The sequence below is a fragment of the Geomonas oryzae genome (genome assembly GCF_004117875.1).
GTDB classification, from domain to species: Bacteria; Desulfobacterota; Desulfuromonadia; order Geobacterales; family Geobacteraceae; genus Geomonas; species Geomonas oryzae.
Genome location: NZ_RAHW01000004.1, coordinates 436,413 through 461,577 on the forward strand (window position 1 = coordinate 436,413; position 25,165 = coordinate 461,577).

The 25,165-nt window shown below is 62.0% G+C and carries 23 protein-coding genes; 18 read left to right on the top strand and 5 right to left on the bottom strand.

Annotation, left to right across the window (positions count from 1 at the left end; translation table 11 throughout):
• The first annotated feature begins 107 nt into the window (after positions 1-107).
• Positions 108-380, top strand: coding sequence for a hypothetical protein (locus D6Z24_RS12695; RefSeq protein ID WP_129126959.1), 273 nt, complete (start codon positions 108-110; stop codon positions 378-380).
• 108 nt (positions 381-488) lie between these two features.
• On the opposite strand, the gene D6Z24_RS12700 is transcribed toward D6Z24_RS12695, so the two are convergent.
• The 3 genes from D6Z24_RS12700 to mobA form a co-directional block, all read right to left on the bottom strand.
• Positions 489-899: a PH domain-containing protein gene (locus D6Z24_RS12700; protein WP_129126960.1), complete on the bottom strand. Its 411-nt coding sequence runs from the start codon at positions 897-899 to the stop codon at positions 489-491.
• A 99-nt stretch (positions 900-998) separates the two neighbouring features.
• On the bottom strand, positions 999-1,502 hold the full coding sequence (gene mobB, locus D6Z24_RS12705; protein ID WP_129126961.1) for a molybdopterin-guanine dinucleotide biosynthesis protein B: 504 nt from the start codon (positions 1,500-1,502) through the stop codon (positions 999-1,001).
• Positions 1,499-2,095 carry a molybdenum cofactor guanylyltransferase gene (gene mobA, locus D6Z24_RS12710; protein ID WP_129126962.1) on the bottom strand — a complete coding sequence of 199 codons (597 nt, stop codon included), beginning with the start codon at positions 2,093-2,095 and terminating at the stop codon, positions 1,499-1,501. Before mobA ends, mobB begins: the two co-directional genes overlap by 4 nt.
• Before the next feature lie 202 nt (positions 2,096-2,297).
• Here mobA and tssJ point away from each other — a divergent pair, with 202 nt between their 5' ends.
• From tssJ to D6Z24_RS12795, 17 genes are all read left to right on the top strand, one after another.
• Positions 2,298-2,771: a type VI secretion system lipoprotein TssJ gene (gene tssJ, locus D6Z24_RS12715; protein ID WP_129126963.1), complete on the top strand. Its 474-nt coding sequence runs from the start codon at positions 2,298-2,300 to the stop codon at positions 2,769-2,771.
• Positions 2,772-2,773: 2 nt separating this feature from the next.
• Positions 2,774-4,144 carry a type VI secretion system baseplate subunit TssK gene (tssK, locus tag D6Z24_RS12720; RefSeq protein WP_246014659.1) on the top strand — a complete coding sequence of 457 codons (1,371 nt, stop codon included), beginning with the start codon at positions 2,774-2,776 and terminating at the stop codon, positions 4,142-4,144.
• Positions 4,141-4,803, top strand: coding sequence for a DotU family type IV/VI secretion system protein (locus D6Z24_RS12725; RefSeq protein WP_129126965.1), 663 nt, complete (start codon positions 4,141-4,143; stop codon positions 4,801-4,803). The genes tssK and D6Z24_RS12725 overlap by 4 nt, the downstream gene beginning before the upstream one ends.
• Before the next feature lie 15 nt (positions 4,804-4,818).
• On the top strand, positions 4,819-8,226 hold the full coding sequence (locus D6Z24_RS12730; protein WP_198419551.1) for a type VI secretion protein IcmF/TssM N-terminal domain-containing protein: 3,408 nt from the start codon (positions 4,819-4,821) through the stop codon (positions 8,224-8,226).
• Between the two features lie 10 nt (positions 8,227-8,236).
• Positions 8,237-9,538 carry a type VI secretion system protein TssA gene (tssA, locus tag D6Z24_RS12735; RefSeq protein ID WP_129126966.1) on the top strand — a complete coding sequence of 434 codons (1,302 nt, stop codon included), beginning with the start codon at positions 8,237-8,239 and terminating at the stop codon, positions 9,536-9,538.
• A gap of 23 nt (positions 9,539-9,561) precedes the next feature.
• Positions 9,562-10,089, top strand: coding sequence for a type VI secretion system contractile sheath small subunit (tssB, locus tag D6Z24_RS12740; protein ID WP_129126967.1), 528 nt, complete (start codon positions 9,562-9,564; stop codon positions 10,087-10,089).
• 14 nt (positions 10,090-10,103) lie between these two features.
• Entirely contained in the window at positions 10,104-11,582 is a 1,479-nt protein-coding gene (gene tssC / locus D6Z24_RS12745; RefSeq protein ID WP_129126968.1) for a type VI secretion system contractile sheath large subunit, read from the top strand.
• Between the two features lie 28 nt (positions 11,583-11,610).
• Positions 11,611-12,108 (top strand): Hcp family type VI secretion system effector, encoded by a 498-nt coding sequence (locus D6Z24_RS12750; RefSeq protein WP_129126969.1) that lies wholly within the window; start codon positions 11,611-11,613, stop codon positions 12,106-12,108.
• A 30-nt stretch (positions 12,109-12,138) separates the two neighbouring features.
• Positions 12,139-12,615, top strand: a complete 477-nt coding sequence (gene tssE / locus D6Z24_RS12755; protein ID WP_129126970.1) for a type VI secretion system baseplate subunit TssE — start codon at positions 12,139-12,141, stop codon at positions 12,613-12,615.
• 6 nt (positions 12,616-12,621) lie between these two features.
• Positions 12,622-14,412 (top strand): type VI secretion system baseplate subunit TssF, encoded by a 1,791-nt coding sequence (tssF, locus tag D6Z24_RS12760; protein ID WP_129126971.1) that lies wholly within the window; start codon positions 12,622-12,624, stop codon positions 14,410-14,412.
• Complete coding sequence (gene tssG / locus D6Z24_RS12765; protein WP_162605130.1) at positions 14,409-15,386, top strand: type VI secretion system baseplate subunit TssG; 978 nt, start codon at positions 14,409-14,411, stop codon at positions 15,384-15,386. The genes tssF and tssG overlap by 4 nt, the downstream gene beginning before the upstream one ends.
• Positions 15,387-15,504: 118 nt before the next feature.
• Complete coding sequence (locus tag D6Z24_RS12770; protein ID WP_246014660.1) at positions 15,505-17,526, top strand: type VI secretion system Vgr family protein; 2,022 nt, start codon at positions 15,505-15,507, stop codon at positions 17,524-17,526.
• Between the two features lie 44 nt (positions 17,527-17,570).
• On the top strand, positions 17,571-17,969 hold the full coding sequence (locus tag D6Z24_RS12775; RefSeq protein WP_129126974.1) for a hypothetical protein: 399 nt from the start codon (positions 17,571-17,573) through the stop codon (positions 17,967-17,969).
• A 268-nt stretch (positions 17,970-18,237) separates the two neighbouring features.
• Positions 18,238-18,984: a DUF3793 family protein gene (locus D6Z24_RS12780; protein WP_129126975.1), complete on the top strand. Its 747-nt coding sequence runs from the start codon at positions 18,238-18,240 to the stop codon at positions 18,982-18,984.
• Between the two features lie 40 nt (positions 18,985-19,024).
• Positions 19,025-19,312, top strand: coding sequence for a DUF2325 domain-containing protein (locus D6Z24_RS12785; RefSeq protein ID WP_129126976.1), 288 nt, complete (start codon positions 19,025-19,027; stop codon positions 19,310-19,312).
• Between the two features lie 82 nt (positions 19,313-19,394).
• The gene (locus D6Z24_RS12790) at positions 19,395-20,048 is read left to right on the top strand and encodes a phosphatase PAP2 family protein (protein ID WP_129126977.1); all 654 of its coding nucleotides are present in this window, start codon (positions 19,395-19,397) and stop codon (positions 20,046-20,048) included.
• 254 nt (positions 20,049-20,302) lie between these two features.
• The gene (locus D6Z24_RS12795; protein WP_129126978.1) at positions 20,303-20,749 is read left to right on the top strand and encodes a hypothetical protein; all 447 of its coding nucleotides are present in this window, start codon (positions 20,303-20,305) and stop codon (positions 20,747-20,749) included.
• Positions 20,750-20,952: 203 nt separating this feature from the next.
• Here the strand turns inward: D6Z24_RS12795 and D6Z24_RS12800 are convergent, their stop codons facing one another.
• On the bottom strand, positions 20,953-23,226 hold the full coding sequence (locus D6Z24_RS12800) for a Tex family protein (protein ID WP_129126979.1): 2,274 nt from the start codon (positions 23,224-23,226) through the stop codon (positions 20,953-20,955).
• A gap of 80 nt (positions 23,227-23,306) precedes the next feature.
• Positions 23,307-24,938, bottom strand: coding sequence for a sigma-54-dependent Fis family transcriptional regulator (locus D6Z24_RS12805; RefSeq protein WP_129126980.1), 1,632 nt, complete (start codon positions 24,936-24,938; stop codon positions 23,307-23,309).
• Between the last annotated feature and the right edge of the window lie 227 nt (positions 24,939-25,165).

The window sequence follows — 25,165 nt, forward strand, 5'->3', positions numbered from 1 at the left end:
TTTGGCTTTGAAACATCTGTTCCAGTCAGGCAATCCTTCATCCGTCTCGCAGGCAATAGTAGAGCTGGCATGTTTGAGCTCGTCTTACTGCTGCAAAGGAGGGACAGATGAAAAACTGCAAGGGGGAACTCGTACTGGGGACGGAAGACGTGGTACAGGTCGTTGCCGAGATTCCGAAGAACCATCGCCATCTGCGCACGACGTTGCAACTAGCCGACGGATCCTCCATCACGTTGCAGGAGGCGACCGTCGCCGCCATCGTTCGTGCTTACGTAGCGATCAAGACTGATCCGGTGAGGAAGTCGATGCAGCTTTCAGGGCGCAAGCTCACCGAACGGAAGTCCGGCTATGCGGCGTGGCAGCTTCTTGAGGAAGCTTGATGGATAGGCGGCGCTAAGAGAGAAGGCTGGGACCGCTCCACCTGATCAGGAACGGACCCAGTTTGTTCGTTGGTTGAAACGGCGCGTTCGGGGGAGGTGAACCTGGTGCTAAGCTCCACTGAGACTCAGAGCCCTTATCTGTTCTTTCAAGGCGTCCGGCTTTTTTATCCCAACTAATGCCGCCTCTTTCATGGGACCAGACGAGGTGGCAAATTCCAGCGTCCCAAGATCGAAAATCTTCTGCAGCAAGTTTTGGGAGACGTTGATGCTGCGAATGTCTTTTATTTCGATCTCATAGGTCCTTGTATTGAAAATCCCGAACTTGGTTATGATCCTTGTGCTTGTTACCCGGCCGTGGATGCCAAACCTTTTCCAGGCGATGACCGCCACCATGCAGCCGGCAAAGAACAGCAGAGTTGGGGAGCTGAAGGAACCAAGCGCAAAAATAGCAGCTAATCCGAGTCCCACGCTGTAATTGGTCCAGGCTGGATACCCTTCGAAGATCGCTAAATCGTCCATGCCCCACCTCCTGATAAGCTTTATTGGTGTTTGCTAACCAAGCATGGGCAGTGTACAGGGCGCGTTTCGTTTTGCAACCTTTTCGAGATGGATGGCTGGCTAGTGCAGAAACGTCTCCTCTATGAAGTCGGCGACGGCGCTGGGGTCGTTCAGGTCCAGCACCGGTACGTCGAGCACCAGGTCGGCGTCGCTCGCGACTGCCACCAGTGTGGGGTCGTTGTTTTCCCCGCGGCAGAGGAGTTCCGTACTTCTCTCCTGGCGGTTCACCTCGATCTTCGGCATGCCGCTCTTTTTGAACCCTTCGGTCAGGACGATATCCAGGTCCGAGAAGTAGGTCTCGATCAGCTCCTCGATGGGAGGGGACTGGGTGTGTTTCTTCACGATGGCGAGCTTCTCCGGCGACGAGATCAGCATGGTGTCGGCGCCGGCCGCGGTGAGGCGGTAACTGTCCTTGCCGGGATGGTCGATGTCGAAGCGGTGCGCGTCGTGCTTGATGACGCCAACCTTGTAACCGCGCTCTTTCAGGTGGGCGATGACCTTTTCAAGCAGGGTGGTCTTTCCGGTGTTCGATTTTGCCACGAAGGATACTGCCTTTACCGTCATTGGGTCTCTCCTGTCTTTTCTATGTCTTCCGGCGTGTTCAGATTGATGAAGGCGATCCTGGCTGGATCTAGTGCGACGATATCTTCGGGTCCCACTTCCCTGACCCTCACCCTGGGATACCAGGCGTAGGCGCAGCAATCGCCGCTTTGCAACAGCTCGTCGATCGGCTGCAGGCAGCGGCGCGAGTAAAGCGCGAAGAGCGGTTCATAGCCATGTTCGGTTCTGGGGACGACGGCGTCGCATCCTTCCGTCAGCGAGCAGAGATGGTGCAGCACCGCGCGGCTCGGGAAGGGGAGGTCGCACGACGCCACGAAAACCCACTCGGTCTGCACCGAGGCAAGCGCCGTATAGATTCCGCCCAGCGAGCTGCCGGGGACTAGGTCGGGAACGACGGTAACCCCGTAGCCTTCAAAGCGCTCCCCCTGGTTCCCTACAAGCACGACCTGCGGAAACGACTCCCGGAAGAGATCCAGAACGCGCTCGAAGAGCGGCCTGCCGCGAAACTCCAGGAGCGCCTTGTCGCGTCCCATGCGGCGGCTCTTTCCGCCGACGAGGATCGCACCCGTAATGTCCAAAGCCGCGGTTTCCGGCATCGCCCGTCCCCTGCATTCCTTATCGTTCTCGTCGATCAATACCAAAGCACATCCGTTTATACCATAAGTCCCCTCCGGCTCGACCACAAATTAAATTCCGTTCCGCTACTTGCTAAAAATAAATTTATGTTAATCTTTTGCCTTGTCGCTGGGGCAGGGGACCCGAAGCGTTCCTTGCCCGTATCACTGGTCGGGGTGGCCTATGCACAAGTACAAACTGGTCATCGGTGTAATGGCGGGATGTCTTACCGCTGCATGTTCACCACAGGTGCGTGGGGGGCAGGGAGAGGTGATCCTCCTCAGGGTGCAGACGGACCCGCAGTTGAACCGCTACGAAAAGACCAGTCACGCCCTGATGCTGTGCCTCTACCAACTAAGGGAGCCGGAGGGGTTCAGGCTGCTCAGCGAGGCACGGGACGGCTTGCCGAGGCTCCTCGAGTGCGGTCGTTTCGATGCATCCGTGGTGAGCGTGCGCAAGATCGTAGTGCAACCCGGACAGACGGTGTCCCAGAATTGCGAAAAGGCGGAGGGCGCCCGCTACATTGGGATTGCCACCGGTTATTACCAGCAGGGGAAAAAGGCGACGGAGCTGGTGCCCCTGCCGACCGAGTCAAGGGGCGGGCGACTCCGCGTCGATCTGGGCGCGCAGGAGATCGCAGGCGCGAGGGTGGAATGACCATGCCACACGGACCTGTCTTCTGGCACCAGGGGATGTTCCTGCAGCCGCAGCATTTCCAGCTCGCCGAACGGAGCGCGGACCTCCGCTTCACTCCTTACCGTCAATGGACCACGCCGCATCTCTGGGGTGTCTGCCGGGCCGACGTCGAGCTAACCGCGTCAGGCATCCGTTCGCTTTCCGTCACAGCCGGAGAATTCCTCTTCCCCGACGGAACCTTCCTCAAGTTTCCGGGCAACGTCGTGATCGAACCACGGCTTCTTCCGGGAACCATGGAGGCAACAGGCGGTGCGCTGACCGCCTATCTCGGGCTGAGGAAGTGGCAGGAGCAGGGCGAGAACGTAACGGTTGTCGCGCAAGGGGAGCAGCTTGGACGGGTGGCGAGTCGTTTCGTGACGGGCGAGGAGGGGACTATCCGCCAGGATCTCCACGGTGCAGGTCCCGCAGCGGAGGTCCGCCTGTTGAGCCACCTTGCGCGGATCTTCTGGGAAGACGAGCTCGACCTCCTGGGCGACTACCTGCTCATCCCCTTTGCAAGGCTCGAACTGCGCAACGAAGCGGTCGAACTCTCCCGTGATTTCATCCCACCTTCGGTCAGCATCGTCTCGTCGCCGACCCTCTTCGCGCTGGTGCGTGAAATACGGGATCTCGTCTCCACGCGTTGCCGCGGTCTCGAGGCGTGCAAGAAGCAGCGGGGCGTGCAGGACGCCGAGTTCGGCTCCAAAGATCTCGTCTATCTCCTAGCCCTGAGAACGATGAACCGCCACCTGGCACAGCTCGATCACCTGTTGGCGGGGGAGGTTCACCCTTGGCTCTTCTACGGGGCGCTGACGCAGCTGGCCGCCGAACTTTCCTCGTTTTCCGCAACCGTCTCATATGGGGAAGAGCGCCTTCTGCCGGAATACCGCCATCTCGACCTGGCACGATGCTTCTCTCAGGCTCACGACCTCATCCTCACGCTCCTGCAGCAGATCACCGCAGGCCCCGATTATTCCCTCTCCATGACATATGACGGCAGCTATCTCAGCTCCGAGCTCGCGCCCTCCCACTTCCAGGGGCGTGGCCGCTTCTTCCTGGTTCTTTCCACGGATGAAGATGCCGAGTCCGTGCTCGTTTCCCTGGCCGGCGTCGCGAAGTTGAGTGCCCGCGAACGGCTTCCGCTTCTGATCTCCCAGGCGCTGCCCGGCATCCCGCTGCACCACCTCCCGACTCCTCCCCAGGAACTGCCGCGGCGCGCCCGTTCCATCTACTTCGCCATCGACAGCCGCAGCGAGCAATGGGAGCAGGTGCAGAAGTGGAACAACCTCGCGCTCTTTTGGGACCAGGCCCCTGCGGACCTCGCGGCCGAAATCATGATAGTGAGCAGACCATGAGAGTGATCGACTGCTTCATGCCTGTTATCGCCTGGATCGTCGATTTTCGCGACGCCTTGCCGGAGTGTCCCCCGTATGAACAGGTAAAAGGTGAGATCCGGCAGCTCCTGGCACAATCGGAGACGATGAGCAAGGGGGGCGCCTTCGACCCGGAACAGTACGACGCCGCCCGCTTCATCGTGTGCGCCTGGGTGGACGAGACCCTGCTCGGTTCGCAGTGGCGCGACACGCACCGTTGGCAGCATGAGCAGTTGCAGCGTCACTTCTACCAGACCACCGACGCGGGGGTGGAGGCCTTCGCGCGGTTGCAGGCGCTGGGGCAGAAACAGCAGGCGCGCGAGGCCTTCTGCCTTTGCCTCGCCCTCGGTTTCAAGGGGCGCTACCTCGGCCCGGAGGGAGAACTTCAACTGGAGCAGGTCAGAAGCGCGCAACTGAAGCTCCTCTTCGAAGCCCCTCAAGGAGTTCCCGCTACCGATGGGATGGAGTTATTCCCCGGCGCACTCGTGCCGGACTGCGGGCCTCGCTCCGCGGCAAAGGGGACCTGGTTTCCGCTGCGACCGCTCCCCGCGATGCTGATCACATCCCCGTTCTTCCTGTTTGCAGTTTTGTACCTCGTCTATCGCTACGTGCTAAGCGGGCTTGTCCTTCCGGACCCCTAGCCTGGGAGGTGCATCGTGAAGGTGTACACCATGCTCAACTGCTGCAAGTACGTGCTTTTCATAGCGGCTCTGCTGCCGATGACGGTGATCGTCCTCGTGATGTTCCCGGTGCTCACCTGGCCCTGGCGCATCGGCATCCTCATGCCGTTCATCGCCCTTTTCCTGTGGGGGGTGCTCGAACTGGTAAGGAGGGGGCTGCAAAAGAAATCGGAAGAGGCGCCAAAGGAGCCGCCGCACACCCTGCCGGGCGAACTGACCCAGGCGGGGAGGGACCGCCTTTGGGATCTGCAGCAGAACTGGCGTAGCGCCATCGGCGTGCTCAAAAGCTCGAACCTCAAGCAGGAGGGGGACCCGCTGCACGTTCTCCCCTGGTATCTTGTCCTCGGCGAGAGCGGTTGCGGAAAGACGAGCGCCGTGCGTGCCGCGCATCTCTTCTCACCTTTTGAAAAAGCCCAAGGGGAAGACGCCGCGACGGCGAACTGCACATGGCACTTCTACGACCAGGGTATCGTCGTCGATACGGCGGGGCGCTATGCGGTGCCGCTCGATACGGCGGACCGCGAGGAGTGGCTGGCGTTTCTCGCCCTCTTGAAAAAGTACCGTCGTGCCGAGGCGGTGAACGGCGTCATCATCACCTTGGCGGCTGACAAGCTTGCGGCGGGAGCCGGCGACGACCTGGAGGACCAGGGGCGCGAGCTGCGTTGCCGCCTGGACGAGATGATCCGCCTGCTCGGCATCACCTTCCCCGTCTACCTCCTCATCACCAGGTGCGACTTGATCGACGGCATGAGCGAGTTCTGCGGAGAGCTCCCCGAAGCAAGCCTGCTCCAGCCGATGGGGCTTGCGAAACTCGATGCGGGAGAAGAACCTTCGGCTTTCGCGGACCGGCTCATGGCGACGCTGGATGAGCGCCTGCGTGCGTTGCGCCTGCTGCTTTTGCAGGGCGGCAGCGCGTCAGGCTGGACCGGACGGCGGCTCCTGTTCCCGGACCGGCTGCGCACTCTTCGTTCCGGGCTGGACATCTTCATGCGCGCTGCCTTTGCGAGCAACCATTACCAGGAGACGCCCCGCTTGCGGGGCATCTACCTGTGCAGCTCGCGGCATGGCGCGGACGGTCCCTTGCCGGCTGCCGCAAGCGACGCGCGGACGGGCGAACCCGGGGGGCGGCGAGGGTTCTTCCTGCACGACTTTTTCGAAAAGGTGCTGCCGCGGGATCGCGGCCTTTGGGCGCCAAGTGCTCGGAGCGTGCAGTGGCACCACGCCTCGGACCGCCTCGTTCTTGCCTGCTGCCTGTTTTTCGGCGTTTCCCTCTGCCTGCTGCTGACCGGCTCCTTCATGAAAAACCTGACCGTGCTGCGCCACGCCGCGCCCCTTGCCGTCACCGCGCCGCAATTGCGGGGCGAGCCCGCTGCCGACGGCGCCGCCTTGGATAGAATGCGCCGCGCCATCATCGAAGTGGAGCGGGAGAACCGCGGGTGGTGGGTACCCCGCTTCGGTCTCACCCGCAGCCTCGACGCGGAACGAACCCTCAAAAGCATTTATTGCCGCAGCTTCCGCGAACGCATTATGAACGGCGCCGATGCGGGGCTGGTCGCCGCGGTCGCGAGCCTCTCCCCAATCACCCCGGAGGAGGTCGCCGGGACCTGCATCATTCACCTGTGCCGGCGTTGCAACCTCTTGAAGGAGCGTCTCGAGAGCGAGGAGGCGGAAACCGCGGATGTCACGTCGCGGCGTCCGCCCCTGGCATGGCCGCAGGGCTTTGCGCCGCCGGACACCGAGAAGCTCTACCTCGCCTACGTAGCATGGCGCACCGACCAGGCCGGCATCACCAATGAACGGCAGTGGCTGCAGCAGCTGTTGAAGCAGGCGACTGGGGCGAGGAACAACGACTTCTCCTGGCTCTTGGACTACGTGAACCGGGAGGAGGCGGGTGCGGCGCTTTCGCTCAAGGAGTTCTGGCGCGGGTCGCGGACCGCGGCAGGGGAGCCCGGGATCATGCCCGTCTTCACCCGTCGCGGCAGGGAAACGCTTCGCCTCCTCCTGGACGAGATCTGCACCGCGTATCCGGATGCCGGGGCGCTCGACGCGATGCGCACCGATTTCCTGCGCCGTCACCGCCTGGCTTCCTTCCAGGCCTGGCAGGACTTCGCCGTCTCACTTCCGCTGGGAGAACAGCGCCTGCTCGCCCCGGGGGAGTGGCAGAGTGCCGCGGCGGTGATGGCGGGGGAGCAGGGACCGTATTTCAGCTTCATGCGCAGGGCGCTTAGCGAAATAGAACCGCTCGGCACCGAAGCGTTGCCGCCGTGGGTCTCTGAGTTGTACCGATTCCAGGCGCTTCGTTCGGCCGGCCCGGCCGGGGTCGCTTCCTTCACCGGGCAGGTGAGCCGGGTGGCCGGTGTCATGGGGCGCTCCGGAGACAAGACGGGTGGCTTCTCCGGCAACAACGAAGGGGTGAATCTCGCGAAGGAGTACCTGAACGCGGTGGCGCAGGTCGCACCGGTGGCCAAATCGCGCGCGCTTGCCCACAAGATGGCGCTGCAGGCCTTCACCGACGCTTCGGAAGCGGGAAGATCACCTTTGTTTCAGGCCGCCGATGCGGCGCAGAAGTTGAACCGGCTGCTGATGCAGGGAGGCGACGACGACACCTTCTACCGGCTTCTTTTCGGCCCGATCACCTTCTACGGCACCTATATAAGGATGGAGACCGCCTGCGTGCTGCAGTCGCAATGGGAGCAGACGGTGTTGAAGGAAGTGCAGGGGAGCGCGGGCGCAGAGACCCTGCAGTACCTGCTCGGAAAGAACGGGCCGGTGTGGAAGTATGTCGGCGATTACGCGAACCCTTTCATCGGCTGGAGTCCGGCGCGCGGCTACTACCCCAAGTCGGCCCTCGGCGGGTCGATCCCGTTCCGGCCCGAGTTCTATTCCTTCCTGGCGAGAGGAGGGAAGGTGAGGCTCGCCTCCGTCGCCCCCCCGCCGAAAGCGGTCTACCAGGTCACCATCAAAGGGCTCCCCACCGACGCGAACGCCGAGGCGCGCGTAAAACCGCAGGGGACCCGGCTGGAGCTTAACTGCGCCACCGGCTCCCAGGTCATCTCCAATATGAATTATCCGGTGAGCAAGCCGTTCATCTGGACACCGGAAGCCTGCGGCGATGTCGTTTTCCAGATCGAGGTGGGAGACACTGTTCTCACCAGGAGGTATCCGGGAAGCGACGGGTTCGCCGCATTTCTTCGGGATTTCCCCGGGGGGAGGCACACGTTCCGTCCGGGTGATTTCCCGCACGAGAAAGCGGCGCTGGAACGGATGGGGATACGGTTCATCCGGGTGAACTACCGTTTGTTCGGGGCCGACGGCATCGCTCCGCCGAGGGTGGACTCGTTGCCGGCCAGGGTTCCGGCAAGGATCGCGGAATGCTGGGATTAGAGGAGGCGCCATGACGCAAGGAATAGTCATCGACGAGCTGCTTTTGCCCATACCCGGGACAGACCCGGCAGGAACGGATCTGCGCTACACGACCTGCTACGAGGAGATCATGGAGGCGAGGCGCTGCGAAGATGCCATCGCCATGGGGGACTGGCGGCATTCCGTAAAGACGGCGAACTGGGAGAGGGCGGTCGCCCTCACCGTATCGGCCTTAAGCACGCGGAGCAAAGACCTGCAGATCGCCGTATGGCTTGCCGAGGCCCTCACCGTGCTGCACGGCTTCCGCGGCCTCGAGCAGGGGGTGCGGCTGGTTGCCGGTCTCGTGGAGCGGTACTGGGAAGGGATCTACCCCCAGGCGGAAGACGGCGACCTGGAGTACCGTGCCGCGCCCTTCCAGTTCCTGAACGAAAAGGTAACCCTGCACGTAAGGCAGATCCCTCTCACCGATCCCGAGGTGACGCACGGGTACTCCTGGCTCAAGTGGCAGCAGTCCCGCCAGGTCGGCAGCGAGGCGGAGACGAAGAACCGCTACGGCGAGACCGACGAGGAGAAAAAGAGCAGGCGTGAGGCGCTTCTTGCCGAGGATGCCGTTAGCGCCGAGGCCTTCGACGCCGCCGCCGAGCAGTCCAAAGGACGCTTTGCCAGGGAGACCCGCGCACAGCTCTCCGGGTGCCGCGAAAGCCTGGAGCGACTCGTGCTCCTTCTCGAGGAGAAGTTCGGCGGCGCGGCGCCCAGCCTCTCCGATCTGATCGGGGTGATCGACGCCTGCAGCGCGCTCCTTGACCGCGTGTACGGCGGGGCTCCCGCCGCTCATGCGGAGCCGGTCCCCCCTCTGCTTGATTCAGTAGTGCGCCGGGGACAGGATGCGGCCGGAAGCGCAGCGGACGCGCCGGTGGCTGCCGTATCCGAGATGGTAACTGCCGCGCCCGCCGCCGATGCGCTCTGGGACGAGGCGCTTGCCATGCTGTTGGCGGGCCGGTTTCAGGAGGCGCTCTCCATGCTTCTTTACGCGGGTAACACTGCCTGCTCGGTGCGTGACAGAAACCGCGTGCGGCTCATGATAGGGCGGCTCTGCCTTGAAGCCGGTCGCCCGGACATTGCGCGGCCGATCGTCGAGGAACTGCACGGCATCATCGAGGAGTTGCACCTGGAGCGCTGGGAGTCGCCGCTTTGGATCGCCGAGGTGCTGGAAACCTACTACCGCTGTCTCTTGGCCGGAGGGCCGCGCGAGAGCGACCTGGACCTCGCGCAACTGCTTTTGCGACGCATCTGCTCGTTCGACGTGACGAAGGCAATGCCGTACCGCATCTGATCGCAACGGAAAAGGGAGGAACCATGGTCACTTCGGAAAGTCTGCAGCACAAGCTGGAGCGGGTGAGGGCACCGCGGGTCCGCATCACCTATGACGTAGAGGTGGGGGACGGGGTCGAGGTGAAGGAAATCCCGTTCGTCGTCGGAGTCCTCGCCGATCTCTCGGGAGCGCCGTCCGCGCCGTTGCCGAGGCTGAAGGAGAGGAGATTCGTGGAAATCGACAGGGACAATTTCAACCAGGTGATGGAAGGGATGAAACCGCGGCTTGCCTTCCGGGTCGCCAACACGCTCTGCGGCGACGCTTCGGAGTTCGGCGTGCAGCTTCGCTTCGGGGCGCTGGAAGACTTCCGCCCAGAACGCGTGGCGCAGCAGGTTGAGCCCCTGCGGAAGCTGGTGGAAGCAAGGCGCAGGCTCGCCGACCTCTTGCACCGTTTGGACGGCAACGACCGGCTGGAGGAACTGCTGCGGGAGTTGCTGGAGAGCGGCGATGCCTTGAAGGCGATCAGTCACCGCCCGGCGGAGGGCGAAACCGGGAACGTGGAGGGCGCCTGACAAAGGAGGATGGTATGGAAGAACAGGATAGAGAAATGGTGCAGTGCGCCGTACCGAGGCCTGGCGGAACGCTCTTCGATCTTATCGTGAGCGAGGGGCGTCTAGCGCGCTGCGAGGAGCAGAAGGAATACGCGCACGAGATGCTTACCGAGCTGGTGCGGCAGGTCGTCGATGGAGAGATCACGGTCACCGGTGACACCTCCCGGATGATCCACGCGAGGATCGCCCAGATCGACCGGCTGATCAGCGACCAGGTGAACGAGATAATGCACCATCAGGAATTCCGGAAACTGGAGGCTTCGTGGCGCGGGCTCTGGTCCCTCGTGAGCAGGGCCGAGACGGGGAGCAACCTCAAGGTTCGCGTCCTGAACGCTTCCAAGCGCGAGTTGGCCGGTGACATGGAGAAAGCGGCGGAGTTCGACCAGTCAGCACTTTTCAAAAAGGTGTACGAGGAGGAATTCGGCAGCTTCGGCGGTGCGTCCTACGGCTGCCTCGTGGGTGACTACGAGTTCGGCAACTCGCCGCAGGACCTGACCCTTCTGACGCGCATGTCCGAGGTGGCGGCAGCGGCACACGCACCGCTTCTCACCTCCGCCTCTTCCACCATGTTCGGGCTCGATAGCTACACCGAAATGGACGCCCCGCGCGACCTGGCGAAGATCTTCCAGGGAGCCGAGTACACCAGGTGGCGCTCCTTCCGGATGTCGGAGGACGCGAAGTACGTTGCGCTTTGCCTGCCGCACGTGCTGATGCGGCTTCCCTACACCCCGGAAAGCGACGCGGCGGAATCGTTCCAGTTCGAGGAGAAGGCATCCGATCACGGCAGTTATCTCTGGGGCAACCCCGCTTACTGCCTCGCCGGGCGCGTCACCGACGCCTTTTCCCGTTACGGCTGGACCGCAGCCATACGCGGCGTCGAGGGGGGCGGGGCGGTTGCCGACCTTCCCATCCATACCTTCGACACCGGCGAGGGTGAACTGGCCGCCAAGTGCCCGACCGAGACCGCCATCACGGACCGGCGCGAAAAGGAGCTTGCCGATCTGGGCTTCGTCCCGCTGGTGCACTGCAAGGGAACCGACACGGCCGCCTTCTTCAGCGTACAGAGCGCGCACAAACCGAAGCTCTACGACACCGACCTCGCCAATGCGAACGCGAGACTTTCCGGGCAATTACCATACATCCTCGCGGTGTCGCGCTTTGCTCACTACCTGAAGGCGATGATGCGCGACAAGGTCGGGAGCTTCGAGACCAGGAAGAACGTCGAGGATTACCTGAACCGCTGGATCTCCCGGTATGTGCTTTTAGACGACGATGCCGGGCAGGAGATGAAGTCGCGCTTTCCGCTCCGTGAGGCCCGCGTCGAGGTGTATGACCAGCCGGGGCGGCCGGGATGCTACCGCGCCGTCGCCTTCCTGAAGCCCCACTACCAGCTCGACGAGCTCACCATATCGCTCAGGCTCGTCGCCAACCTACCTTCGCCACAAAAAGGCTGAAGGATGAAATCGGAAAGGAGGACGCACCATGGCCTTTGATGCCTTCCTGAAGATAGAAGGGATTCCCGGAGAGAGCAGCGACGACAAGCACAGGGACTGGATCGAGGTGCTCTCCTACAATTTTTCCGTCACCCAGCCAACCTCAGGTACCGCGAGCAGTGCCGGAGGTGCGTCGGCCGAGCGGGCGAGCTTTTCCGACTTCAGCGTCGTGAAGGTGCTGGACAAGTCGAGCCCCAAGCTCTTCGAGGCCTGCGCCACCGGCAAACACATCCCAAACGTCACCCTGGAGATCTGCCGCGCCGGTGGGGACAAGCTGAAATACATGGAGTACAAGCTCTCCAACGTCATCATCAGCCTGGACCGGCCCGGCGGCAGCGCCCACGCGGGCGAGGCGATCCCGGTCGAGGAGATCGCCTTCAACTTCGGCAAGATCGAGATCGCTTACACCCAGCAGATGCGAGCCGACGGCTCCGGCGGCGGACAGGTGGCGGCGGGGTGGAACCTCGAAACGAACAAGAAGGTGTAGCGGAGAGGCATCCTGAGCGGGGAGGGATTCATGCGATACCAGCCGGAACCGGCAAGGTCGTTACTGGACAGGCTCATGGACCAGCATTCGGAGAGCCCTGATGAGCCTGTCCAGTTTTCAAGAGCCGACATCAACGCGCAGGTCTCGTCGTTGCTGCGCGACTTGGAGAACCTCTTCAACACAAGGTCATGCGCGGGCCTCACCTCGAACCGCGGGCTCGCCCCGCATACCATGAGCTCGATCATCGCCTACGGCAGCCGCGATTTCAGTCTGGAAAACCCGCGCTCGCAGACGGTGCGACAGGCGATACGCCTGGAGATCATAAGGCTTCTTTCTTCCTTCGAGCCGCGACTTAAGGACGTGACGGTCCGCTTCGCTCCGACCCGGGAAGAGCGCACCTTGAGTTTCCGAATCGAGGCCGTGCTGCACATCGAACCGGTGACGCTCCCCACGGCCTTCGATACCCGCTTCGACATCAACAGCGGCTCCTACACCATCCTCTCGTGACCTGCCATGCCCGATGACATCCTCGACTACTTCGAAAGAGAGTTGAGCTTCCTGCGCGACATGGGGAGCGACTTCGCCGGGAAATATCCAAAGATCGCGGGGCGGCTCCTGCTCGAGCCGGGCAAGTGCGAGGACCCACACACCGAGCGCCTCGTCGAGGCATGCGCCTTTTTGTGCGCCCGCATTCAGCGCAAGATCGACGACGGCCTGCCGGAGATCACCCAGTCGCTTTTGGAGGTTCTCTATCCGCAACTGACCGCCCCGATCCCTTCGCTCTCCGTGGTGCGCTTTGCTCCGCTCTTCAGTAACGTCCCCGTGGCGGGTTACCACCTCGCGAGGGGAACGGAGCTCTTCTCCAGGCCGATTGACGGCACATCCTGCCGGTTCAGGACTGCCTATCCCGTCACCCTCTGGCCCATCGAGGTGACCGACGCGCGCCTGGAGGCGCCGGGAAAATTGATCAAGGGCGCGCAGCAGATGGTGAGGATAAGGTTGTCCTTTCACAACGGCCTCGACTTTTCCAGCTTCCAGGGAGACACCCTGCGCTTTCATCTGAACGGTCCGCCACAGGTCGTCTTCCCGCTGTACCAGTTGCTCATGAACCACGTCTGCGCGGTGGAATATGCGTCTGCGGATACCCGGTCCGCGGCATCGCTGCAACTCTCGCCCGGCTGCCTGCGTCCGATCGGCTTTGCCGCGGACGAAGGGCTTTTCCCGTACCCGGAGCGCTCCTTTCCGGGCTATCGGCTGCTCCTTGAGTACTTCGCTTTTCCGCAGAAGTTCCTGTTCTTCGAAGTTGCCGGCATGGCCGCACTGAGAAACGGCGCGTTCGGCCGCGATCTGGATCTGCTTTGCTACCTCGATACCGCTGCGCCGGAACCTCTCGCCGTCGGACCCGAAACCTTCTGCCTCTACGCGACCCCTGTCGTGAACGCGTTTCAAAGGATAGCCGAGCCGATCAGGTTCGATCACAGCAAGAGTGATTACCGCGTGGTTCCGGACCTGAGACGGGAGGGGGCGATGGAGGTGCTCACCGTGGATGAGGTTACATCCACCGCGGCCTCCTCGCCCGGTGAGGTGAAGCGCTACCGCCCGGTCTTTCCGGACTACAACGGAGAAGATGGTGAAGGGGCCGGCCTGTGGCAGTTGCAGCGACGCCCCGCATTGCGCCCGCACGACGGCGGCACCGAGGTCTTCCTTTCCTTTCGCAACATTACCGAAGACGGGGTGGCGCCGACCGACGAAACGGTACTGGTCCGCGCCACCTGCTCCAACCGGGACCTTCCTGCCAAGCTATCCATCGGTGCTCCCGCCTGTGCATTCGAAACCGAGTCCGCCGCCCCCTTAACGGCGGTCACCTGTCTCATAAAGCCGACCATGTCCTTGCGCCCCATGCTGGACGGCGCCCGGCAGCGGCGTCTCATCTCCCATCTCTCGCTTAACTACCTTTCTCTCGTCGATGGCGGGGCGGGAGCACTGAGGGAACTACTGTCGCTGTACGATTTTGCGGCGTCGCCCGCCACCCGGCAGCAGATCGGCGGCATCGTCTCGGTAAGCTCGCGCCCCATAACCAGGAGGGTGGGAGGTGGCTTCTGCCGGGGGACGGAGGTGGCCGTGGTTTTCGACCAGGAGAAGTACGTCGGCAGCGGCGTTTACCTCTTTGCCTCGATTTTGGAGCGGTTTTTCGGCCAGTACGTGTCGGTGAATTCCTTCGTGCAGATGGTCGCCAGGAGCGCAAGCAACGACACCGTCATCAAGGTATGGCCTCCCCGAAGCGGCGACAGGGTGTTGCTGTGAAAGGGGACGCGCTGAAGAGCGCCGCGTTTCCATTTTTCCAGGTCGTCCAAATGCTGGAGCGGATGCATCCGGGCTCCGCGGGTGTCGGTGAGGCGATTTCACCCGGCACGGAGCTGATCCGCTTCAAGGCACGGAAAGGCTTCGCCTTCCCCGCAAGCGATGTCACCGGTATGAGCTACGGTGACGACGGCGTCGTGCAGGTCGAGGTAGCCCACATGGGCCTCATCGGTCCGTCAGGGATGCTGCCGCATTGGTATCACGAACTGGTCCTCGCGCGGGAGACGGCTAACGATCACGCCATGGGCGACTTCTACGACATTTTCCATCACCGCCTTGTTTCCCTCTTTTACCGCGCCTGGAAGCGCAGCGCGCTGTTGCCGCAGAAAAGAAGCGACCACAGCGATGTCTTCTCCTGCCACCTCTTCAGCTTTCTTGGACTCGGTACGGACGGGCTGCGGGAAAAGCTCGCCACATCGGAGGCGGCGCTGCTGCACTTCTGCGGTGAAGCGAGCCGGCAGGGAGCGTCGGCCGGAACGATTGCACGCATCGTCACAGCGGTTTTGAGGGTGAAGGCGGATGTGGAGCCGTTTGTGGCGCGCGTCGTTGTCCTGGAAAAGTCGGATCAGGCAACGCTGGGCCAGGCGAACTGCAGGCTCGGTGTGGATGCCGTCTGCGGCTCTGAAACCTGCGATGTCCAATCGACCTTCCGGGTTTGCCTGGGACCCATGCAATATCAGGAACTGGTCGATCTGTCGGGAGTACGGAAACTGAGACATCTGGTCTCACTGGTGCGTTTCCTTGCGGGGCTTGAATATGAGATCGAGATACGGCTCGTTCTGAAGAGAGATGAAGTTCCGGGGTGCAGGCTTGGTTGCACATCCCCAGATGCACCGAGACTCGGCTGTTCCACCTGGCTTAAGGCGCCGGAACTGCCCCTTGATGCGGACCCGTACATTACGATCGGCCCGGAATAACTGTTAAAGCCGGCAGCACCCTAGGTAGGGGAACATGTTTTCGGACACTTGAGCACGAAAATCTCTCTTCCCACCCAAAAGACTGAGGTAGCCAATGGCGTTCACGCAAGAGGACAGATTGATCTCCATAACTACCGTGTTCGGCGAAGATGCCCTGCTTTTGACCGAACTGAGCGGGGAAGAAGGGATCTCGTGCAGCTTCAGGTTCGAGCTGTCGTTGCTGTCGGAACAGCACGATATCTCGTCCGATTCATTGCTGGGAAGCAACGTTACTGTCTCGATTGCTCTTGCCGACGGTAACAGACGATACCTGGACGGCATCATCTCAACTTTCTCGCAGGGACGGACAGGCGACGAAGAGGGGGCGGATGCGAGATTCTCTTCATTTCGCTGCACGATGGTTCCCTGGTTCTGGAGCCTTAGCGAAAGCGCCAACATAAGGGCCTTCCAAAGCCTGTCCGTCCCCGAGATAGTGGAACGCATCTTCGCGGATCATGGCTTTTCGTGGTTCCAACTCCAATTGCGGGGGAGCTATGAGAAAAGAGAGTTCTGCGTGCAGTACAGAGAAACCGACTTCAACTTCGTGTCGCGCCTGCTCGAAGAGGAAGGCATCTTCTATTTCTTCAAGCATGAAAAGGGGCGACACACCATGATCCTCGCCGACTCCCCGGAAGCGCATCTTCCTTGTCCCTTCCAGCAGAAAGCCTCCTGTCTGATCAATGCCAGCGGCACCCGTGAAGAAGATGTCATCACCTCTCTCGAGATATCCCGGCAGCTTCGTTCTACCAGGTATTCTCTCAACGATTACAACTTCATGGTTCCTCGTACCGGTCTCAAAGTGCAAAGCGACACTCCCGCCCACTCAGGCCCGGTTCGCGAGGTTTACGACGTCCCGGGCGGTTATGGGAAGCTGGCTGATGGGGAACGGTTGGCGAGGATACGGATGGAGGAAGAAGAGGCACGTTCGGTTGCCGTCACAGGGGAGAGTGACTGCCGTGCCTTTGTCAGCGGCTACCGTTTCACCTTGGCGGGGCACGGCAACGCGAATCTCGATGGCAAGGACCTGCTTCTCGTGTCGGTCCGCCACGATGCCGTGGAAGCGTACGGGACCGATGCGCCTTCGAGCTATCGGAACAGTTTCACCTGCATCCCGTATCGTACCCCATACCGTCCGCCCCGCCTCACGCCAAAGCCGATACTACAGGGCGCCCAGACTGCGACAGTCGTGGGGCCGCCGGGCGAGGAAATACACACCGACCAATACGGCCGGGTGAAAGTTCAGTTCCACTGGGACCGCGAGGGGAAGCGAGACGACAAGAGTTCCTGCTGGATCAGGGTGAGCCAGCCTTGGGCGGGCAACGGCTGGGGCGCCTTTTATCTGCCGCGGGTGGGGCAGGAGGTCGTCGTGGACTTCCTGGAAGGCGACCCCGACCGCCCCATCATCATCGGCCAGTTGCACAACGGTCAGAACCTGCCACCGTACCAACTGCCGCTCGAGAAAACGAAGAGCTGCATCAAGTCGTGTTCGACTCCGGAAGCACAAGGGCACAACGAATTGCGCTTCGAGGACAAAAAGGGCGAGGAGCAGTTGTACATCCACGCGCAGCGGGAGCAGGCGAACCGGGTGGAGGAGGACTCGCTGGAATGGGTAGGGCAGGACCGTCACCTGGTCGTGAATCGGGACCGGTTGGAGAAGGTGTCGCGCGACCAGCACCTTGAGGTGCTGGGGGATCGCAATGAGAAGATCGGTGGGACCCTTTCACTTTCACTGGGCGCCGATTTGCAGATCAGGATCGGGGCGACCTGTGCCGTGCAGGGGGGAGAAGACATCCACATAAAGGCGGCAAGGAACATAGTGATCGAGTCCGTCGCGCGGGTATCGCTGAAGGTGGCGGGAAGCTTCATCAACATAGATTCCGCCGGGGTGACCATAGTCGGCGGCGACGTAGCGATCAACCGCGGCGGTTCCCCCGCCTCTTGCGGCCAGGCTGCGCCGGACCTGCCGAAACATCCTAAAGAGGCGGGCGTTTCACCTGCAGCGGGACGTGAGGCAGCGGCTTGCGATTTTGCCGAGCCGGGGACCCAGGCGCGGTCGCTGCAGGACGCGGCAGAGCAGCACGAACCGCTTTGCGAGAAGTGACCATCATGAACCGGGCGGTCGCCCAGGGTTTTTCCGGAGGAGCTATGGAAATCAAAACGATGCCGATCAACAGTGCGGTACGCGCTGCCTTTTTGGAACACCTCGATGCTGTCTTCGATAGGGACCTCGCCGATTACCACAGGATCGAACGTGGACAGCGGCTCCAGTTTCTCGCCGCCGCTGTCGAACTGGCAGAAAACAAGGGGTTCAGCTCGGAGCAGGGGATAGCCTCCTACGTCCTGGCCCTTTGGTACCTGGACATCGACTTTGAGGAGAAGAGCGACGAACTGGCGTCGTTGCTCTTGTCGCCTCTGCCCGAGGTGCGTCGCGTCCATGCCATGAATCAATGGGTGGAGGCTCTTTTGGGAGAGCCGGACAACATCGCGGCTGCGGACGAGGCATTGAAGAAGGCGCTGCACCTCACAGAGCCCTGGGGCAACTGACATAACGGCATACGCCCCGGCCTCTGACGCCAACAGAAGCGGGGGCGACTGTCACCGTCCCCTCATCACTTTTGACCATCGCTTCCTCGGTAGTATCCCGCAGATCAACTCACCCAAAATTTAGCAGTTGACATCAGACCACTTCTTCTTTATAAAACTGATAACAGTTTTCATTATCGCAAAGAGTGTTGTCCCGAAAAGCCGCTTGCCTGTGCGGTAAGGTGTTGAGAGATTATTGGAATTCTCTGTGAGGAGCTGCGGAGGGGAGATGAAAGTTGCTGTCGCTGTGAAAGAGGATCTGTCAGCGGTACAAGGTGTCGATGCGGCGGGTTCGATACGCGGATCGCGGGCTTCCTGGCAGGATTTCGCCGGGCTCTACCCGACGGAAGAGGAATGTCTCGCCTCCTTCCTGGCCCTCGAGCTTGCCGAGGTGCTGCAGGGCGCCAAACCGGCCAACCTCGTCTGTCTCACCAACAAGCACCGCTCCTGCGGCAGAAATCTTTACCTCCTCTGGAAAGAACACGGCGAGGCCCTTCTCGCGGAAAGCGGCCTGAAGGTGCGGGTGCTCGACGACCGCGGCTCGTCGATCCTTCTCCTGCTCTACTCGCAGCAAGCGCTTAGCGAGCTCCTGTCGCAAAAAAGCGCCTCCATCATCCTGCGCAAGTCCGGTTACGGCAACCCGGATGATCTCGACGCCACCCTCGATGAACTGGAAAAACGGGTGACGGGGGAGGGGTTCCCGCACGAGATCGGCGTCTTCCTTGGCTACCCGCTGAAGGACGTGGTCGGCTTCATGGGGTGGGCGCCGCTGGCCTTCACCTGCCAGGGACCTTGGAAGATCTTCGGCAATCCGGAGCAGAGCCTGCGCCTTGCCGAGTGCCACCGCGAGTGCCGCGGCAGGATGTCCGAAAAGCTCGCCGCCGGCTGCAGTCCCTTGCAGTGCTTAAGAAGCGTCGCCGCAGGAGTCGCCGATTCCTACGACGCAGTGCCGACCGTTTTTTTATCGGTATCGTGAAAATGAATGTCAAAGCCTGGAAATCAGGCGGGAGGGCGTTATGTGCATAGCTCTGATCGGAGGGATGGATCGCTTGGGTAAGCACTACCAGGAAGAGGCGGAACGGGCGGGAATGACGCTGCAGTTCTTCAGCACCTCGGAAACAAACATAGCATCGAAACTCAAAAAGGCCGACGCCATGGTCATCTTCACCAACAAGGTGTCGCATCGTGTGAAGATCGAAGCGATGCAGGTGGCAAAGGCGAAGGACATACCGGTATTCATGCATCACGCCTGTGGCATCTGCACCTTCAGGAACTGCCTGGAGTGTCTGAAGCAGAGACACTAGCCGTCGGCATGACGTATTTCATGTTGCACCGGACCTGCGCTACGTGTAGCCTTGTTTGACACTTCCGCCGTACAGGATCCGCATGCCCGATGCCAGCAACTCGACAATCAGAAGGATGATGACGACCGGAGTGCTCCTTGCCCCGGTCGTCGTCCTCTGCATCCTCTACCTCGACGTACCCCTTGCGCACTTCGTCAGGGACTACCTCTACGCCAACGCCCACTGGTCCAGGACCACCTCCGACCTTCCCGATCTGCTCTCGCTCGTGGTGCTCGTATCCATGGCGGGGTCTTTCGCGATCTACCTCCGTCACTCCCGGGATGCCGTCTACGACCGGCTCACCCTCTTCGCAAGGGAGGTGCTTTGGCTGGCCCCATCCTCATTTCTGGCGAAGGCACTGCTGAAAATCGTCTTCGGACGCAGCAACACGCGCTGCTGGTTGCGCGACCCAAGCATTTACGGTTTTCACTGGTTCCAGATGAAGGAGCACTGCGAGGGGTTCCCTTCGGGGCACATGCTCGTGATCACCGCGCTCCTCGCCGCTTTGTGGCGCTTCTATCCCGGGAGCCGCATTTGGGTTACCGTCACCTCGGTACTGCTCGGTCTTGCCCTGATCGCCACGAACTACCATTTCCTTAGCGACGTCCTGGCCGGCGCCTACCTCGGCTTACTGCTGGAGATCGTTCTTTTCCGCTTGCTCTTCAGGAAGCAGGACCCCGGCGGCGCCATATCATAAATTAGCCTTCGTATACGGCCACTTCGCCCGCAGCGCCGCTTCAGGTGCGGCTTCGGCGCCAGCTTTTTCCCTTGCATCCGAAGCCGAAATCCCTTATATTTCAACGGCACATCAACGTAAATAGTTAACGCTTAAACCAACGATACGTAGCAGATGGCGGTGCAGGGACACCGCACTCAGATAACGCATGGAAAGGGTTTAGCCGCCTCGGTTAAGCCCTTTTTGTTTGAGCATAAAAAGGTCAGGGAGGCCCAATGGAAAGAAGAGCTTTAACGGCAGGAGATATGGTTGACTCGCAGTGCACGCGTTGCAAGGCGCTCTTGAACCACACCATCGTGGCGATGGTGGGGACTCAGGTCGTGCGGGTGAAATGCAACACCTGTGGCAGCGAGCACAACCATCGTCCCGCGAAAGAACCAAAGGCCGCCACCGTGAAGGGAGCAAAGGCTGTAAAAGAGGCGAAGACGCCGCGCACCAGGGCGGCAAAGGCCCCGGCCGTCTCGGACGAGGCAATTTGGGAAGCGATGATCGAGCCGCTCGATCCGGATCTGGCCGTACCGTACAGCATGGACGGCAAGTTCAAGCCGAACACGCTGATCGCCCATCCCGTCTTCGGCACCGGCGTCGTCGCCGCCTGCCAGTCCGGCAAGGTCGAGGTGGTCTTCAAGAGCGGGCGCAAGCTCCTGAGAAGCGCCTGCTGATCCGCACCGCACGCGGTTTATCAAAATGAGAAAGGGGCTGTCGGAATAAATCCGGCAGCCCCTTTTTATTCCCTCGGGGTTCCCCAAATAGCAATAGTCCCACTTCTCGGCATAGATCGAGGCCTTAAGTTCCCCCCTTTGCGAAGGGGGGGCAGGGGGGATTTGCCTTTCGTTGGCACAGCTCCCCCCTCACCACTGATTCACTACTTCTTGACCCTGAACCCGGCCCGCTCCCACGCCGAAGCATCGTTCGCCGGTTTCTGCTCCCTTGCCTTCGGCTGCTGCCCCTTCGGCGCCGCACCCTTTTGCGCCTTCTCCGGCTCGGCCTGCTTGATCGAAAGCGAGATGCGCTTTGTTTGCGGGTCGGCGGAGAGCACCTTCACCTTCACGATCTCGCCGACCTTCACCGCCTCGTTCGGGTCCTTGCAGTAGCGGTGCGAGAGCTGGCTTACGTGCACGAGGCCATCCTGGTGCACCCCGATGTCGACGAAGGCGCCGAAGGCTGCCACGTTGGTCACCACCCCCTGCAGAATCATCCCCTCCTTCAGGTCGGCGATTGTGACGACGTCTTCCCGGAAGGTCGCAGTCTGGAACTGCTCGCGCGGGTCGCGCCCCGGCTTTTTCAGCTCGGCCAGTATATCGCGCAGGGTGGGGAGGCCGATGACCTCGGTCACGTAGCGCTCGAGCTTGATCCCGGCGCAAAGCCCGGCATCGGAGGCGAGCTGCGCCACGGTGACCCCCATGTCCTCCGCCATCTTCTCCACGACCGCGTAGTTTTCCGGGTGCACAGCGGTGTTGTCGAGCGGGTTGCCGCCGCCGCGGATGCGCAGAAAGCCCGCGGCCTGTTCGAACGCCTTCGGTCCGAAACGCGGCACCTTTAGAAGCGCCTGCCTGGTCGGGAAGGCGCCGTTTTCGTCGCGGTACTTCACGATGGCGCGCCCCTGGCTCTCGGAGAGGCCCGCCACGTAGGATAAAAGGGCCCATGACGCGCTGTTCAGGTCGACGCCGACGTAGTTGACGCAGGACTCAACAACCGCGTCGAGCGCCTTCTTCAAAAGCGACTGGTTAACGTCGTGCTGGTACTGCCCGACCCCGATGCTCTTCGGGTCGATCTTCACCAGCTCCGCCAGCGGGTCCTGGAGCCTGCGCCCGATGGAGATGGCGCCGCGGACGGTGAGGTCCAACTCCGGGAACTCCTCACGCGCGATCTCGGATGCCGAGTAGACCGAGGCGCCCGCCTCGTTCACCATCACCGTTTCGGCCTTCACCCCGGCCGCACGCAGCGTCTCGCGCACGAACACCTCGGTCTCGCGCCCGCCGGTGCCGTTGCCGATGGCGATGAGGCGCAGGTCGTGACGCTCGATGAGGCGCAGCATCTCAGCCCCCGCGCTCTCCGCCTTCGGGCCGCCGGTGTGCGGGTAAATGGTCGAATGTTCGAGGAAGGTCCCGGTCTCGCCGATGGCGGCGAGCTTGCAGCCGGTTCTAAGCCCCGGGTCGACCCCGAGGACGCGCCTGCCTCCGGCGGGGGGAAGCAGAAGGAGGTTCCTGAGGTTCTGCGCGAAAACGGCGATGGCCGCCTCGTCCGCCTTCGTCTTCGCCTCGAGCCTCAGCTCCACCTCGATGGAGGGGGCGATGAGCCTCTTGTAGGCATCGAGGGCCACCCCTTCCAGCACGCCCTTGAAGACGCTCTCGCGTTTGACGAGCCCCCCCTTCAGGCGCGACACGATCTCCTCTTCGGGCGCCAGGAGGTTGAGACGCAGGACCTCCTCCTTCTCGCCGCGCCGCATCGCCAGCATGCGGTGCGAGGGGATCGTTTTTAGAGGCTCCTGGTACTCGTAATACATCTTGAACTTACCTTCGCGGTCCGCCCCCTCGCCCAGAAGCTGTGAAGAGAAGATCCCTTCCTCGCGGGTGAGGTCGCGCACCATGGCGCGCCGGTCGGCGTCCTCGGAGAGCTGCTCCGCGATGATGTGCGAAGCGCCTTCCAGTGCGGCACTCTCGTCGGCAACACCAAGCTCGACGTTGACGAAAGGTGCCGCGGCCTCGGCGGCCGACCCGGCGGTCAGTTCCTGGGCGAGAATCAGTTGGGCGAGCGGCTCCAGGCCGCGCTCGCGCGCGATGGTCGCCTTGGTGCGGCGCTTCGGCTTGTAGGGAAGATAGAGGTCCTCGAGTTCGGTCTTCTTACGGCAGGTGGCGATGCGTGCGGAGAGCTCGGGGGTGAGCTTTCCCTGCTCCTCGATGCTCTTCAGCACCGTCGCCTTGCGCTCGGCCAGTTCGCGGTGGTAGGCGAGCAGGTCCTCGATCTCGCGGATCTGCACCTCGTCCAGTTCGCCGGTCTGCTCCTTGCGGTAACGCGCGATGAAGGGGACGGTGCCCCCCTCGTTCAAAAGAGCCACCGTGGCGAGCACGCCCTTGCGCGGCAGCCCGCTTTCTTCTACAACGATTTCAAAGAGTTCCTGTGTGTCTGTCGCGTGCATGGTCAAAAGTAACCCTCCCGAAAAAAGAGGTACTTCTTACACTCTTTGAAGCCCGGGGGCAAGAACTTTCCCGCCGCGCGCTAGGGGAGAAAGCCCTGCTTTTCGTAGTCGGCGAGTTTGCGGTACAAGGTGGCGACGCCGATGTTGAGCTCCGATGCGGTGCGCGCCTTGTTGTTGCCGGTGGCCCTCAGCGCCGCGAGGATGTATTCCCGCTCCACCTCTTCCAGCGGGCGCACCGATTCGACGATTCCCGCGCGCGGCAGCGCCGACCTCAGCTCCTCGGGAAGGTCCTCCAGGTCCGCCCTGCTGTCCTCGCAAAGCGCCACGGCATGTTCCACGGCGTTCTGCAGTTCCCGCACGTTTCCTGGCCACGTGTAGCGCAACAGCTGGTCCGCCGCCTTCGGGGTGAAGCCGGTCACCTTGCGCCCCGCGCGCCTCGATGCCTGCTCCAGGAAGATGCGCGCAAGCGGGAGGATGTCCTCGTTGCGCTCGCGAAGCGGAGGGACGCGCACCTCGATCACGCGCAGGCGGTAGTAGAGGTCGCGCCTGAAGCTCCCCTTGCTCACTTCGTCCGCGAGGTTTCGGTTCGTGGCGGCGACGACCCGGATGTCCACCGGCCGCGAGACGTTTTCTCCCACCCGCCGCACCTCGCGTTCCTGCAACACGCGTAAGAGCTTCACCTGCATCGCCGGGGAGACCTCCCCGATCTCGTCCAGGAAGAGCGTCCCGCCGTGGGCCGCCTCGATGAGCCCCATCTTGTCGCGATCCGCACCGGTGAAGGCGCCTTTCACGTGCCCGAAAAGCTCGCTCTCAAGGAGCGTTTCGGTGAGGGCGCCGCAGTTCACCGCCACAAAGGGGCGCCCGGTGCGTGCCGACTCCTCGTGGATGAGGCGCGCGATGCGCTCTTTGCCCGCGCCGCTCTCGCCGGTCACGATGACCGAGGAGTCGACCCTTGCGATGCGCCGCGTCAGTTCGACCACGCGCCTCATGGCGTTCGAGCGCGCCGTGATGCAACCGACCTCCTCGGACGGCGCACTCAGGCAGGACATCTGGCGCCGCTGCTTTTTCAGGCGCTCCTCCGTTTCCCGCAGGGCCTTTGCCAGGTTCTGGAAAACCTCGTCGCCGCTCTCCGACTCGAAGTAGGGAAGGTGCGGCTCGAGCGCCTCGCCCCACTGTTCCCTGGTACGCCCCTCCACGTGACAGACCGCGTCCCCCTTGCCGCAGCAGCGGTCCTCGATGAAATAGACCTTCTCCCCCGCCCAGTACGACACGTAGCCGCTGGCGAAACCGGTCAAGGTCCAGCAGACCGGCTCCTCCGAGAGCCCGAGATGCAACAGGTGCTGCTCCACCTCGTAGGAGTCGTACCAGAAGGACTGGACCTTCGGCTCACCGTCCGCGCCGTCGCTGCGCTGGTTTTCCTCGACGCGGACCATCCCCTGCAGCATGTGCAGCTTAGGCCCGGTCCAGCTGTCGGCGAAGAGATCAGGAAATTCCATCTTGAGACTCTCCGCCGTCCTCATGCCGTGCGTGTAGCCGAAACGGGTCAGGATGCTTCTCGCCGCCGCCGTCCCGAGCGAGTCGATCAGCTCCTTGCGCAAAAGCCCGAGCGCGACCGCGTCGAAGAGGAGCGCCCTGCGCCCCATGAAGAACATCGTCCCCCCGTCGGGACGAAAGGAAAGTAGCTCGCGTAAATCCAGATCCGTCGATTGCATCCCCGCCTCCTCGAACGCCTATCACAATAATAAAAGACCTTATCATAATGATAGGCAATTTCCTCGTTGTATACGTTGCTTTCTGCCAACTCCCCGGAAACACGCACCTTAATCCGTGGCACGTTCGCTGCTATTCCCACACTACAAGCACGTTTTCTGCCAGATCCGGCGGGTTCAAGTTCAGCAACGCCGGAAATGATGATCCGCAGGCTTCTGTCGGCTTAATC

Coding starts and splice junctions, on each gene's coding strand:
- D6Z24_RS12695 (WP_129126959.1), top strand. CDS start 108: ATGAAAAACTGCAAGGGGGAACTCGTACTGGGGACGGAAGACGTGGTA.
- D6Z24_RS12700 (WP_129126960.1), bottom strand. CDS start 899: ATGGACGATTTAGCGATCTTCGAAGGGTATCCAGCCTGGACCAATTAC.
- mobB (WP_129126961.1), bottom strand. CDS start 1,502: ATGACGGTAAAGGCAGTATCCTTCGTGGCAAAATCGAACACCGGAAAG.
- mobA (WP_129126962.1), bottom strand. CDS start 2,095: ATGCCGGAAACCGCGGCTTTGGACATTACGGGTGCGATCCTCGTCGGC.
- tssJ (WP_129126963.1), top strand. CDS start 2,298: ATGCACAAGTACAAACTGGTCATCGGTGTAATGGCGGGATGTCTTACC.
- tssK (WP_246014659.1), top strand. CDS start 2,774: ATGCCACACGGACCTGTCTTCTGGCACCAGGGGATGTTCCTGCAGCCG.
- D6Z24_RS12725 (WP_129126965.1), top strand. CDS start 4,141: ATGAGAGTGATCGACTGCTTCATGCCTGTTATCGCCTGGATCGTCGAT.
- tssA (WP_129126966.1), top strand. CDS start 8,237: ATGACGCAAGGAATAGTCATCGACGAGCTGCTTTTGCCCATACCCGGG.
- tssB (WP_129126967.1), top strand. CDS start 9,562: ATGGTCACTTCGGAAAGTCTGCAGCACAAGCTGGAGCGGGTGAGGGCA.
- tssC (WP_129126968.1), top strand. CDS start 10,104: ATGGAAGAACAGGATAGAGAAATGGTGCAGTGCGCCGTACCGAGGCCT.
- D6Z24_RS12750 (WP_129126969.1), top strand. CDS start 11,611: ATGGCCTTTGATGCCTTCCTGAAGATAGAAGGGATTCCCGGAGAGAGC.
- tssE (WP_129126970.1), top strand. CDS start 12,139: ATGCGATACCAGCCGGAACCGGCAAGGTCGTTACTGGACAGGCTCATG.
- tssF (WP_129126971.1), top strand. CDS start 12,622: ATGCCCGATGACATCCTCGACTACTTCGAAAGAGAGTTGAGCTTCCTG.
- D6Z24_RS12775 (WP_129126974.1), top strand. CDS start 17,571: ATGGAAATCAAAACGATGCCGATCAACAGTGCGGTACGCGCTGCCTTT.
- D6Z24_RS12780 (WP_129126975.1), top strand. CDS start 18,238: ATGAAAGTTGCTGTCGCTGTGAAAGAGGATCTGTCAGCGGTACAAGGT.
- D6Z24_RS12785 (WP_129126976.1), top strand. CDS start 19,025: ATGTGCATAGCTCTGATCGGAGGGATGGATCGCTTGGGTAAGCACTAC.
- D6Z24_RS12790 (WP_129126977.1), top strand. CDS start 19,395: ATGCCCGATGCCAGCAACTCGACAATCAGAAGGATGATGACGACCGGA.
- D6Z24_RS12795 (WP_129126978.1), top strand. CDS start 20,303: ATGGAAAGAAGAGCTTTAACGGCAGGAGATATGGTTGACTCGCAGTGC.
- D6Z24_RS12800 (WP_129126979.1), bottom strand. CDS start 23,226: ATGCACGCGACAGACACACAGGAACTCTTTGAAATCGTTGTAGAAGAA.
- D6Z24_RS12805 (WP_129126980.1), bottom strand. CDS start 24,938: ATGCAATCGACGGATCTGGATTTACGCGAGCTACTTTCCTTTCGTCCC.